At 37.3% G+C, this 12,676-nt stretch carries 11 protein-coding genes and 2 other annotated features; all 11 genes read right to left on the bottom strand.

Features of this window, described 5'->3' with window-relative positions; all coding sequences use genetic code 11:
• Positions 1-32: 32 nt before the first annotated feature.
• The 11 genes from LN736_RS03110 to LN736_RS03060 all read right to left on the bottom strand — a co-directional run bounded on the left by LN736_RS03110 (position 33) and on the right by LN736_RS03060 (position 12,640).
• Complete coding sequence (locus tag LN736_RS03110; RefSeq protein WP_229980826.1) at positions 33-773, bottom strand: N-acyl homoserine lactonase family protein; 741 nt, start codon at positions 771-773, stop codon at positions 33-35.
• A gap of 20 nt (positions 774-793) precedes the next feature.
• Positions 794-1,156 carry a DUF1667 domain-containing protein gene (locus tag LN736_RS03105; protein ID WP_229980825.1) on the bottom strand — a complete coding sequence of 121 codons (363 nt, stop codon included), beginning with the start codon at positions 1,154-1,156 and terminating at the stop codon, positions 794-796.
• Positions 1,153-2,394, bottom strand: a complete 1,242-nt coding sequence (locus tag LN736_RS03100; protein WP_407647099.1) for an NAD(P)/FAD-dependent oxidoreductase — start codon at positions 2,392-2,394, stop codon at positions 1,153-1,155. The genes LN736_RS03105 and LN736_RS03100 overlap by 4 nt, the downstream gene beginning before the upstream one ends.
• Positions 2,394-3,848, bottom strand: a complete 1,455-nt coding sequence (locus LN736_RS03095) for an NAD(P)/FAD-dependent oxidoreductase (RefSeq protein ID WP_229980824.1) — start codon at positions 3,846-3,848, stop codon at positions 2,394-2,396. Before LN736_RS03095 ends, LN736_RS03100 begins: the two co-directional genes overlap by 1 nt.
• A gap of 237 nt (positions 3,849-4,085) precedes the next feature.
• Positions 4,086-5,150: a 3-isopropylmalate dehydrogenase gene (leuB, locus tag LN736_RS03090; RefSeq protein ID WP_179977040.1), complete on the bottom strand. Its 1,065-nt coding sequence runs from the start codon at positions 5,148-5,150 to the stop codon at positions 4,086-4,088.
• Positions 5,147-5,641: a 3-isopropylmalate dehydratase small subunit gene (gene leuD / locus LN736_RS03085; protein WP_179977039.1), complete on the bottom strand. Its 495-nt coding sequence runs from the start codon at positions 5,639-5,641 to the stop codon at positions 5,147-5,149. Before leuD ends, leuB begins: the two co-directional genes overlap by 4 nt.
• Positions 5,638-6,903, bottom strand: a complete 1,266-nt coding sequence (gene leuC / locus LN736_RS03080) for a 3-isopropylmalate dehydratase large subunit (protein WP_150355725.1) — start codon at positions 6,901-6,903, stop codon at positions 5,638-5,640. Before leuC ends, leuD begins: the two co-directional genes overlap by 4 nt.
• A gap of 49 nt (positions 6,904-6,952) precedes the next feature.
• A complete protein-coding gene (locus LN736_RS03075) occupies positions 6,953-8,488 on the bottom strand; it encodes a 2-isopropylmalate synthase (RefSeq protein ID WP_229980822.1) in 1,536 nt (511 codons plus the stop codon).
• Between the two features lie 143 nt (positions 8,489-8,631).
• Positions 8,632-8,834, bottom strand: a binding site (T-box leader).
• A 63-nt stretch (positions 8,835-8,897) separates the two neighbouring features.
• Positions 8,898-9,095: a binding site (T-box leader), on the bottom strand.
• A gap of 69 nt (positions 9,096-9,164) precedes the next feature.
• Positions 9,165-10,949, bottom strand: coding sequence for a methyl-accepting chemotaxis protein (locus tag LN736_RS03070; protein WP_229980820.1), 1,785 nt, complete (start codon positions 10,947-10,949; stop codon positions 9,165-9,167).
• 433 nt (positions 10,950-11,382) lie between these two features.
• Positions 11,383-11,718 (bottom strand): cytochrome C biogenesis protein, encoded by a 336-nt coding sequence (locus tag LN736_RS03065; protein ID WP_150355722.1) that lies wholly within the window; start codon positions 11,716-11,718, stop codon positions 11,383-11,385.
• 46 nt (positions 11,719-11,764) lie between these two features.
• Positions 11,765-12,640 (bottom strand): NAD(P)-dependent oxidoreductase, encoded by an 876-nt coding sequence (locus LN736_RS03060; RefSeq protein ID WP_229980818.1) that lies wholly within the window; start codon positions 12,638-12,640, stop codon positions 11,765-11,767.
• Between the last annotated feature and the right edge of the window lie 36 nt (positions 12,641-12,676).

The raw sequence follows: 12,676 nt of genomic DNA, 5'->3' as shown, positions 1-12,676 counted from the left end.
ATTTTAACATCTTACTTTTTGCCTATTGAATTTTAAAATAACGGTCTATTTTCAACAGCTAATTTAAACACCCCGTCTTCTCCACCCTGTATTCCCCCAGGTAAAGTTATATCAACCTGTACTTTTTCTTGAGGAATAATTTTATTGTCTTTGATTTTCATCCAGCAATCGTGTCCAGGTAAAACACGATCTGCAATATTCTTTATTCTCAATATGCTCTGCCTGCTTTGTTCATTATCTAAAGACATATCCACTTCCCCCTTCAGCAGCTCTATCCTGTTTTTTACTGCATCACCTGCAATAATCCATGTCTCATTATCTGCTTCGAGAACCAGAGACATTCCTCCAGGAGTATGTCCCGGAGTAAATATGGCTTTCACGCCAGGGTAAATTTCATCTCCATCTCTGGATATAATTATTTTTTCCCTATCACTTAAATATTTTACAGATTCCTCTGTTGTAAAGACATCTTCTTCCGTAGTAGCATATTTCCACTCAGCTTCACTTATAATAAATCTTGCATTTCGAAACAAGGATGCATTGCCGCAATGATCAAAATGCAGATGGCTCAAAAAAACGCTGTCAATTTGATCTGGTTTCATTGATAACTCTTCAAGTGCCTTTAAAAGATTTGGACGAATTCCCTGAGACCCTGTATCAAATAAAATGTTTCTGTCTTTCATACGTATAAGTGCTACATTGCTCCATCCCAATGCACCTATAGTGGATTTACCCGGAAATGCCTTACATAATACATCTATCTTAAAATTCATATATACAACCCCCTAATTCATTATAATTTCTCTACTCTTTTTGTCGTTATAATGTCAGAACCCAGATTTAAAATATTTTTTACCACAATTTGATGAATTCCCACTGGCGCCTCTAATTCTACTTTTTTTATTTCTTTTTCGACATCAAATATTCTATCTTTAGGTATTGGATCCTTGGTTCTCACACTTACTAAAGGTTCCTTGCCATTTTTAACTTTTACCAAAGTGGCAATAGTTCTCTTGGGATCCTGTATTTCTTGTCTTGCATATTTTTCTCCTCTTTTACAGGTTGCCCCCCTGACACTTATGATACCTCTGTCATCATAATCAATTGTAATCTCACAACTATTAGGACATACTATACACGTCAAATCTCTCTTCATACCTCTACCACCACCTTAATATCTTGTTGAGACTTGATATCTTCTTTTTTAACATTCAAATGTATCATTACTGCAGGATTAAGTTTCTTCAGTTTAGCAGTTTTTATAACTTTCTCTCCCTGCATAACTTTTATAACTTTATCTTTAGATGGTTTTCTCACTCTCAAGGCCAATTCCAAGTCTTCATTTCCACTTATTTTATTTGGTACAATGTTTCCAATCGTTCCATCCGTGCTTATACCTATTGTGTCTTTTCCCCTGATCTGGTCTCTAAGCTGCCTAGTCACTGATTCAGCAGCTTTTTCTCCCTCCAAAGATACATAGTCCACCAGATCATGGACATGCAGTACATTTCCTGCTGAATATATTCCAGAAACATTGGTCTGCAAATTCTCATCTACAATGGCGCCATTACTTCTTTTATCAAGTTCAATACCAGCTTGCAGTGACAATTCATTTTCAGGTATCAATCCAACTGACAAAATCAAAGTATCACATTTATAATTTTTTTCAGTACCCTCTATAGGCTTTCCATTTTCGTCAAGCTCACTGACTGCAACCTCCTGAATTCTATCCTTACCTATTATGTTGGTAATAGTATGACTTAAATAAAGAGGTATGTTGTAATCATTCAAACACTGCTGTATATTCCTGGGAAGGCCGCTTGGATATGGCAGTTTTTCAAATACTGCAATGACATGAGCACCTTCCAGTGTAAGCCTTCTCGCCATTATGAGACCTATATCGCCGGAACCAAGAATAATAATATTTTCCCCAACCATAAGATCATTTAAATTTATATAGGCTTGGGCAACACCTGCCGTAAAAATACCAGCAGGTCTTGTTCCTGGTATACTTATAGCTCCCCTGGTTCTCTCTCTACATCCCATTGATAAAATAACAGCTTTTGCTTTATATTTTTTTAATCCATTTCTGGTTGCAGCCGTAACTTCTTTATTTTTTGTAAGTCTTACAACTGTGGCTCCTGTTTCTATTTCCACATTTTTTTCTTTTGCTTTTTGTATAAACCTATCCGCATATTCAGGTCCGCTGAGTGCTTCCTTAAATCTCAAAAGTCCAAACCCATCATGTATACACTGCTTAAGTATTCCTCCTGGAGCTTTTTCTCTCTCCAATACAAGTACATCATCTATACCATTTTCTTTTAATCTTATAGCTGCAGCAAGTCCTGCAGGGCCCGCTCCTATAATAATTACATCCTTTTCCATTATCTTCATTATCTGACCCTCCCTTCAAATAGATATCCGTTCTTCCTCGAATACCTTATTTCTTCTGGTTTTAAATCATGTTCTTCCATCAAAAGTTTTACGATTCTTGTCTGACAGTATCCGCCCTGACATCTCCCCATCATTGCTCTTGTTCTATTTTTAATTCCCGTCAGTGTCTTGACTCCCAATGGATTGTGAATTGCTTCTAAAATTTCATGTTTTGTCACCGTTTCACATCTGCAAAATATTTCACCGTAATCTGGATCCTGCTTTATAAGCTCAGCTTGTTTTTCATCCGATTGTTCATTGAATTTCAGTATTCCCCTTCTAATCGGATTGAATTTTTCATTCTCTTGAAGAACTTCTTTCCCGGCTATTATTTTTACTACATCTCTGGCTATTGGAAGAGCACTCGTAAGCCCAGGAGATTCTATTCCTATTAAATTGATTACATTCGGTACACTCTTTCTCTCTCCAATTACAAAATCCGCATATCCGCCCTTTTCCTTGCTCACCAACTTAGGTCTTATACCCGAAAAATTCCTTATAAAATACTTTCTCTCTATTTGAGGAAGTATTTTCCTACCGCCTTCTATAAGCATATCCATTACTTTCTGGGTGGATGAATAATTATCATTTTCGTCTATATAGACTGCGCTTGGTCCTATAAGCACATTTCCATCTACTGAAGGAGTAAGATGAATACCAAGTCCCCCCTCCTTTTTATTCGGTACAGGATAAGCCGGCATAGTTAAGTATTTGCTAAAATTTTTATCCAGTATAAAATATTCCCCTCTGCAGGGATATATTGTATAATCTTCTATCCCAACCATCCTGGCAATCTTGTCTGAATTTAGCCCTGCACTGTTTATCACCCATCTGGTTTGAAAAATTTCATCGTCTGTAGATACTTCATAGCCTTTTTCTATCCTCTTTATTCCCCTTACTTCTCTTCCCATGAAAAATTCTACTCCATTTTGGCATGCATTCTCTGCCAACGCTATAGTATAAATTATGGGATTTACTATACCTGTCATCGGTGAAAACAATGCCGTTTTCCCTTTTACATAAGGCTGCTTTTCCCTTATTTCTTTTTCAGATATTATTTTTAATCCCGGGACTCCATTTTTTTCACCTTTTTCTTTTAATTCTTCCAGTCCTTCTAAATCATCTTTTGTAAATCCTACTACCAATTTTCCCGTTCTTTTAAACGGTATGTCCAATTCTTTTGCTACTTTGTCAAATCCAAGACATCCTTCTACGCAGTATTTAGCCATAAGTGTTCCCGGCCTGCTGTTAAATCCTGCATGAATGACACCACTATTCCGGCCGCTTGTTTCACAAACCACATCCAATTCCTTTTCCAGAACAGCTACCTTAAGCTTATAGCGTGAAAGCTCTCTGGCTATTGAACTGCCTATTACACCGCCTCCTATTACCAATACATCATACTTGTCTCTCATAGTCTCACCCCATTCTAATATTTTAGAAATTATTTTAGACAAAATTAAGTAACATTATCTGTAACAAATTCTTTAATTGCAGCTAACAATCCTATATTATCAGTTTTGAACTTTTTTGCCAATAAAAATACTACTCTACTTGTCCCCATTTTCTTGCATATTTTTTTATAATCATAACAAAAATAGATTTGTGTAAAATCAACATACACAAATCCATTTTAAAGGGGACTGACCCCCTTACATATATTTACAAATCAGTTCTCCCATTTCTTCAGTTCCGATAACTTCTGTATCTTTTTCTGCAATGTCCACAGTTCTATAGCCCCCACCGAGAACCTGAGACACTGCATTTTTTATATCTTCAGCGGCAGTTGTCATGTTAAAACTGTATTTGAGCATCATTGCAATACTCATAATTGTGCCAATTGGATTCGCCTTATTCTGCCCTGCAATGTCCGGTGCAGAACCATGTACTGGTTCATAAAGGCCAAAAGAGTCACCTCTGACACTAGCAGAAGGAAGCATTCCAAGAGAACCTGTCAGCATGGAAGCTTCATCGCTTAATATGTCTCCGAACATATTTTCAGTCAGTATCACGTCAAATTGTTTAGGATCCCTTATAAGCTGCATTGCCGCATTATCCACATACATATAGCTGACTTCTACATCTTTGTATTCATCTGAAATTTTCCGCACAGTTTTTCTCCACAGCTTTGAACTTTCAAGTACATTGGCTTTATCCACCAGTGTAAGTCTTTTATTTCTCTTTCTCGCTATTTCAAAAGATTTCCTTGCTATTCTATCTATCTCAAAGCTTGTATAAGCTATGGTATCCCAAGCTTTTTGACCCCCTTTTATATTTACCGTGCCTTTTTCTCCAAAATAGGCTCCTCCTATCAATTCTCTGACTATCATTATGTCCAGCCCTCTTCCCAAAACCTCAGGCTTCAGATTGGATGATCCTACAAGCTCAGGAAACAATATGGCCGGCCTTAAATTTGCAAATACTCCAAGAGCTTTTCTCATACCTAGAAGTCCTGATTCCGGCCTTAAATTGCCGGGAAGATTATCCCATTTAGGCCCTCCTACTGCTCCTAAAAGCACTGCTTCACTATTCTTACAGATCTCTACAGTTTCTTCCGGCAGTGGAGTCCCCTTTTTATCAAATGCACTTCCCCCCAAAAGTACATCTTCATATTCAAAATCAAAATTATATTTATGAGCAACAGTCCTCAATACCTTTTTTCCCTGCGCAATTATTTCACTGCCAATTCCATCTCCTGATATAACAGCTATTTTCACTTACCTGCCACCTCTCTCTTTAAATAATTTATAAGCCCCTGTGATTTTATAATTTTCTGTACAAATTCAGGAAATGGAGCAGCATTGTATGTTTTATTTTTAGTAACATTGATTATCCTGCCTGAAGCCAGGTCTACCGATACCTGGTCATTTTCCTCTATACCACAGGCCGCCTCTTTACATTCAATTATGGGAAGACCTATATTTATGGAATTTCTATAAAATATTCTGGCAAAAGTTTCCGCTATCACGCATTCAACCCCAGACGCCGTGATGGCTATAGGTGCATGTTCTCTTGAAGATCCGCACCCAAAGTTTTTCCCTGCCACAAGTATGGAATTGTTCTTCACTTTCAAAGGAAATTCTTTATCCAGATCCTCCATACAATGTGAGGCAAGTTCCTCTTCATCGCTGGTATTTAGATATCTAGCTGGTATTATAACATCTGTATCAACATTATCGCCGTATTTAATCGCTTTTCCCTCTATCATTTTACCACCTCCTCCGGGGATGCAATTTTACCCATCACTGCCGAAGCCGCAGCTACTGCCGGACTTGCAAGATAAACTTCGCTTTTTACATGTCCCATTCTTCCGACAAAATTCCTGTTTGTAGTTGAAACCGCCCTCTCTCCTTCTGCAAGTATTCCCATATGTCCTCCGAGACAAGGTCCGCAGGTAGGAGTACTAACCACAGCTCCTGATTCTACGAAAGTTTCTATAATACCCTCTCTCAGGGCTTGAAGATATATTGCCTGGGTGGCAGGAAAAATAATTGTCCTCACATTTTTATTTACCTTTCTTCCTCTTAAAATACTGGCTGCAGATCTCAAATCACTTATTCTCCCGTTAGTGCAGGAACCTATGACCACCTGATCTATTTTTATATCTCCTACATCATCAATGGTTCTGGTATTTTCAGGAATATGTGGAAATGCCACTGTAGGACGCAGTTTAGACAGATCTATGTGTATAACTTTTTCATACTCTGCATCCTCATCCGCTTCGTATACTCTATATTCTCTTTTTGAATGTTTCCTTATATAGTCCACAGTTTTTTCATCTACGGGAAAGATTCCATTTTTGGCCCCTGCTTCTATTGCCATATTGGATATGGTAAAACGATCATCCATGGAAAGTTCATCTACTCCTTTGCCTGTAAATTCCATGGATTTATAGAGGGCTCCGTCCACTCCTATCATTCCTATGATGTGTAAAATAACATCCTTTCCACTTACCCATTTAGGCAGTTTTCCATCAAGTACAAATTTTATTGCCGGTGGAACTTTAAACCACGCCTCTCCAGTGGCCATGCCTGCGGCCATATCCGTACTCCCAACTCCTGTGGAAAAAGCCCCCAAAGCTCCATAAGTACAGGTATGGGAATCTGCTCCTATCACAACATCTCCACATACTGCCAAACCCTTTTCTGGAATAAGTGCATGTTCAATTCCCATCTGCCCAATTTCAAAATAATTTTTAATTTCCGCTTTTTTGACAAATTCTCTCACACATTTGCACTGCTGTGCTGATTTTATATCCTTATTGGGGGTAAAATGATCTGGGACAATAGCTATCTTATCTCTGTTAAAAACCCTTCCAATCCCAATTTTATCAAATTCTTTTATGGCCACCGGGGTGGTTATATCATTTCCAAGCACCAAATCCAGCTTGGCTTTTATTAACTGCCCGGCTTTTACAAAATCTTCTCCCGCATGGCGGGCCAATATCTTCTGTGTCATTGTCATACCCATTTATATCAACTCCTACTAAAATTTTAGTTTAAGTGATTCTGCCTCAGCATCAATAAGCCGCAGCTTTTTCTGGAGAAACTTCATAATACATTTTATTCATGGCATTTACAAAAGCTTTTGCACTGGCTTCCACTATATCAGTACTCAACCCTTTTGCCGAAAAAATCTTATCATCTTTTTCCACTTTTACAGTAGCTTCGCCCAGGGCATCCTTGCCATATCCCACTGATTTTATAAAATAGTCATTTAAATTCACTTTAATTCCCGCCGCTTTTTCAATAGCTTTAAAAGTAGCATCTACAGGCCCATCTCCGCAGGAGGCCTCACTTACACTTTTACCTTCATACTCCAACCTCACAGTGGATGTGGATACTGTAGTATTCCCTGTAGAAACCTGATAGTATTTTAAATTGAACACCTCAGGTACTTGAAATATCTCATTTTTTACAAGACTTTCTATATCTTCATCGGAGACATCTTTTTTCTTGTCAGCTAGATTTTTAAATTCTTCAAAGATTTCATTTACCTTATCCTTATCTAGATTTTTATAACCCAGTTCTTCAAGATGTCTGACAAAAGCATGCCTTCCTGAATGTTTTCCAAGTACTATAGAACTTTTCTTCAATCCTACAGACTCCGGAGTCATAATTTCATAAGTTTCCCTGCAGTTTAAAACCCCATGCTGATGTATGCCCGATTCATGTGCAAAGGCATTTGCACCTACTACTGCCTTATTGTTTTGAACCTGCATCCCCGTTATGTGGCTCACAAGCTTACTGGTCCTTGTCAATTCCTCTGTTACAATGCCCGTATGGCAGTTAAAAAGATCAGCTCTGGTTTTAATAGCCATCACTATTTCTTCAAGAGCCGCATTTCCTGCCCTCTCTCCGAGACCATTCATTGCACATTCCACCTGTCTAGCTCCATTTTCCACTGCTGCCAGAGAATTGGCCACCGCCATGCCGAGATCATCATGACAGTGAACACTTATAATGGCTTTGTCTATATTAAATACATTTTCTTTGATGCCCTTTATGAATGCACCGTATTGGCTTGGCGTAGAATACCCAACGGTATCAGGTATATTTACTATATCGGCTCCGGCGTCTATAGCAGCTTCCAGCACCTTATACAAAAATTCTGGTCTCGTTCTCGTGGCATCTTCTGGTGAAAATTCCACACTGGGACACAAACTTTTAGCATATCTCACCATATCCACTGCTCTTTTCAGGACCTCCTGCGGTTTCATTTTCAATTTGTATTTCATGTGCAGATCCGAGGTGGCAATGAAAACATGGATTCTTGGCTTTTGAGCATCATCAATTGCATTCCAGGCAGTCTGTATGTCGCTTTTTAAAGCTCTTGCCAGAGCTACTATATGTGGTGATTTTATTTCATTTGCCACAGCTTTGACTGCCTCAAAATCTCCATTGGAAGCCGCTGGAAAACCAGCCTCTATGACATCCACATTTAATTTTTCAAGCTGTTTTGCAATACTCAATTTATCATTTATATTTAAGCTCACTTTAGGAGTCTGCTCTCCATCTCTCAACGTAGTATCAAAAATATATATTCTATTTTCCATAACGATTTTTCCTCCAATTTGTCCTTGTAATTCTTTAAAAATACCTACTCATGTATCATATAATCTCAATTGGCCAGTTGAAATTTTTTTGAAAGTCCCCATATTTTCTAATTTAAAATAAGGCAAATAAAAAACAGCCTCCTCTATGGGGCGAGAAGTCTGTCCGCGGTACCACCCAAATTTGTACTCAATTAAATAACGGCTTTTTACCGATAAGGCTTACTACTATTTCAGCCTACAGCTCCAGGACGAGTTCAACACATATACTATTCACAGGCTCTCACCATAAATGCCCGTTCTCTTTAAAATAGAAATTATGTCTACTACTTCCCCTCACAGCTTATTGATATTCATTTTTTGAAATAAATATTCCCATATTTTAAAAGTTAATATAAAAAAACAGATTTCTCTATGGGGCGAGAAATCTGTTCGCGGTACCACCCAAATTCGTACTCAATTAAATAACGACATATGCCGGCACAGCCTACTATATCAATTCAGCCTGCAACTCCAAGGCGAGTTCAACATGCAGTATTTACGGCTTCCCATCTTTTACCGCTCTCTTTAAAATACTAACATACCTACTATTCCTTATCCAAGTTTTTATATCAACTATAAGTATGGTAGTAAGTATAATACAAATTGTTTCCAATGTCAATAACTATTTTAACAAATGTTATAAAGAAAATTTGCCTACCATTTCTTTTAGATCCTTTGAAGATTGTCCTAATTCTCTCACTAGATCTTTAACATCTCCCATCTTTTCCTTTACCTCAGAAGTCGAAGCTGTTATCTCCTCAGATGAAGCTGATATTTCTTCGGTAACAGAAAGTATTGAATCCATTGAAGAGTTGATCATGTCCTTGTTTTTATGTACTTCACTTATTTTATCCACATTTTTTTCAATTGTCTGAGGTATACCCTTTATAAATTCGACTACCCCGTTCAAAATTTGCTTTGTCTTGTTTATCGTAGGTATCTGGGAACGCACTATTTCTCCATATATCTCCACATTATTTGCTGAAACATTCTCAGCATGGGTGAGATCCTTTATAAGTGAATTGATCTGCTTAACGGATTTAGAAGTCTGATTGGACAGCTCCTTGATTTGATCTGCTACTACGGCAAATCCCCTTCCGGCCTCTCCTGCTCTAGCAGATTCTATAGAAGCGTTTAATGAAAGCAAATTTATTTCATCGGATATCTCTTCTATAGTGCTCACTATATCCAATATGTCATTGGATTTTTTTATCAACTGCTTTAGATTGTTATTTGTCTCCTGAGCTGCAGTTATATTTTCTGAACTTTTCTTTTCCAACTCTGTAAGTATATCCACAATACTTGAATTCAGCTTTCCTGCTTCTGAAGCCCCATTTTTCATATTTATGCCATTTTCCTTCACTTCATCTACATTTTTTGATAAAATATTCATATTTTCAACACTACTTTGCATGTCTTTTGCTGAATTATTTATTGCAGATGAAATTTCTTCCATAGCATCCTTTATTCCATTTGAATTTTCAAATGTGGCCGTAGTGGACGAATTTATAAGTTCTATTCTCTCATCTATAGTGTCAGACAGCTTCTTTATATTTATAAGCAAACTTCTTATTTCATCTATCATTTTGTTAAACACTCTGCCTATATATCCTATTTCATCCTTACTTGTCACATCCACTTTTACAGACATATCGCCCGCTGCTGCCATACTCATGGAATTCACTATTTGGCTCAGTGGATTTACTTTTTTCTTCATGAGTCTCATTATAAACAATATGGAAATCAATATCATGGCTGCAGATACCCCCGCTATAATGATCGAAACCCTATATATAGGCTTATAAAAATCCTCATCATAGCATCCTACATTTATGTACCAGTCCCAGGGCTGAAAATACGCCACTGCATTTACTTTAGGTCTTTCACGAGTTTCTCCCGGGTTCTTCCAGTTAAAATGAACTATTCCTCCATCTTTAGGGTTTTTAGCTTCATTGATTATAAGCTGCAATAAATTATTCCCATCCGAATCCTTGACCTTTGAAATATCTTCCCCTTCTTTATAAGGATGCATCTGCTCTATACCCCTGCTGTTGACAGCATACATATATGCCTCTATATTCAATTCCAATTTTGAATTCAATCCCCTTGTCTTCCCATCGGACTGCTTTGGATTAAGCATCTCGCTTTTAAATATTTCCTGGGCATCAGTTCTTGTAATCTTTCCCTTTTTGACTTGACTTTCCAGGCTGTCCATCATGGCAAGCCCCATTTGAACTCTATTTCTTATGGCAGTTTGTCCTAATGTAGTCAGTGCACTTTTTGTACTGAAAAAAGCAATAAATCCTATAAGCACTACAGAAAAAACAATCAGTAGAAAAAATTGCAAATAGGATTTAAAAAAGCTTTTACTCAATTCATTATTCTTAGAATTTTCCTTGTCCTTCCTCGCATCTCTTTTCATAAACACACTCCCCATACATTAAGTTTGAGTTGATGACAATCTACCTCATAATAAAATATGTAACATAATATTAATTATTACAAAGTAAATATTATCACAAGTTATATATTACCATAAAATTTGCTAAAAATCAACAATTTACAAATTATTTAGTCACAATTCTAATAATTTCCCCATCAAGTGATTCTTGGGTTCAGATGGAGTTTGCCTATCAGATGGAGTTTGCCTATAAGAAATACTTTTCTCCAGCTGAACCTTAGCAGAACTTATCCAGGCGCGTAGCAGTGCTTATCGTAAGCTTTAAGAAGTTGGGAGTATTAGCACTGGTAGCGTTCGGATAAAAATAGTTTATTTTTAATTACAACCAGAATAATTCACCTGACTGCCAAATATAGAATCAACTTTAAATCATGTGTAAATGTTTATGTTCGTTTTACATAAAGTAATAATTGATGAGAGGAATTACATTTATAACAGGTTCCTCATAGGGATGTACTTTTTTTATGATATCCAGGGCTTTTTTTACAATATGACTTCTACAGCAAAATTCCACTTTGCATTCTATCTCCCTGCTCACTTTTCCCACATCTCCCAAAAAAGGATTTGCCCCCTTTAAGGGCCTCCAATATCCTGTAACTTTGGAAACAGACATGCAATTGTCATAGTTGCCTCCAATGCTGAGAGCTCCAATTGAGTTCAGCTCTTCCCTCAGGGCATCAACATACTTTTCCGGTATAAATGTCTCTATTTTAAACACTTCATAATCCATACTTCAATCACCCTCAATAATTTGAAATTCATCAATTCAAACAAAACTATCTGTCTATTAACTTATAGAGTACCTGAGTACCGCTGCTGCCATTGCCTTCTTTTTCCAGTTTATCGTAAAGAGATTTCGCAAGTTTTAATGCAGGGGTATCTAAATTCATATTTTCAGCTTCACTTAAAGCTATGTTCATGTCCTTTATAAAATGCTTCACATAAAATCCCGGTTCAAAATCCCCATTTATCATTCTAGGAGCCAGGTTACTAAGGGACCAACTGCTGGCAGCTCCAGTTTCTATGCTTTTAAGAACTCTCTCAGGATCCAATCCGGATCTCTTCGCATATGCCATTGTTTCGCATACCCCCATCATATTTCCTGCTATAGCTATTTGATTACACATTTTGGTATGCTGCCCTGCACCTGCTTCTCCCTGCCAGACTATATTTTTACCCATGAGTTTGAAAACAGGCAGTACTTTTTCAAATACTTCCTTATCTCCCCCAACCATAATTGAAAGTGCAGCATTTTTTGCACCTACATCTCCTCCTGAAACAGGAGCATCCAATGAATATACTCCTTTCTCCTTAGCTTCACTATATATCTCCTTTGCAAGAGAAGGCTTGGATGTAGTCATATCCACCACTATGCCGCCTTTTTTTATATTTTCAATTATTCCGTCTTTTCCAAAATAAATTTCCTCTACATCCTGTGGATATCCTACCATGGATATAACAATATCTGACTCCTTTGCAATATCTGCCGGATTATCCTTCCATTTTGCCCCCTCCGCAACAAGATTATCCCCTTTTGACTTTGTCCTATTATATACCAGTAAATCATAACCGCCCTTTAAAATATTGGAAGCCATACTATTCCCCATTACTCCCAATCCAATAAATCCTATAACCGGATTATCATATTTCATACGACAACTCACCTTTCTTTAAATTTATATATTATA

This window comes from Clostridium aromativorans (genome assembly GCF_020908015.1).
GTDB classification, from domain to species: Bacteria; Bacillota; Clostridia; order Clostridiales; family Clostridiaceae; genus Clostridium_B; species Clostridium_B aromativorans.
Note: the sequence above shows the minus strand (reverse complement) of the source record. Positions and strands in the feature narration are given on the sequence as shown.

Excerpts from the sequence above, each read along its gene's own strand:
- LN736_RS03110 (WP_229980826.1), bottom strand. The coding sequence starts at position 773 with ATGAATTTTAAGATAGATGTATTATGTAAGGCATTTCCGGGTAAATCC.
- LN736_RS03105 (WP_229980825.1), bottom strand. The coding sequence starts at position 1,156 with ATGAAGAGAGATTTGACGTGTATAGTATGTCCTAATAGTTGTGAGATT.
- LN736_RS03100 (WP_407647099.1), bottom strand. The coding sequence starts at position 2,394 with ATGAAGATAATGGAAAAGGATGTAATTATTATAGGAGCGGGCCCTGCA.
- LN736_RS03095 (WP_229980824.1), bottom strand. The coding sequence starts at position 3,848 with ATGAGAGACAAGTATGATGTATTGGTAATAGGAGGCGGTGTAATAGGC.
- leuD (WP_179977039.1), bottom strand. The coding sequence starts at position 5,641 with ATGATAGAGGGAAAAGCGATTAAATACGGCGATAATGTTGATACAGAT.
- leuC (WP_150355725.1), bottom strand. The coding sequence starts at position 6,903 with ATGGGTATGACAATGACACAGAAGATATTGGCCCGCCATGCGGGAGAA.
- LN736_RS03075 (WP_229980822.1), bottom strand. The coding sequence starts at position 8,488 with ATGGAAAATAGAATATATATTTTTGATACTACGTTGAGAGATGGAGAG.
- LN736_RS03070 (WP_229980820.1), bottom strand. The coding sequence starts at position 10,949 with ATGAAAAGAGATGCGAGGAAGGACAAGGAAAATTCTAAGAATAATGAA.
- LN736_RS03065 (WP_150355722.1), bottom strand. The coding sequence starts at position 11,718 with ATGGATTATGAAGTGTTTAAAATAGAGACATTTATACCGGAAAAGTAT.
- LN736_RS03060 (WP_229980818.1), bottom strand. The coding sequence starts at position 12,640 with ATGAAATATGATAATCCGGTTATAGGATTTATTGGATTGGGAGTAATG.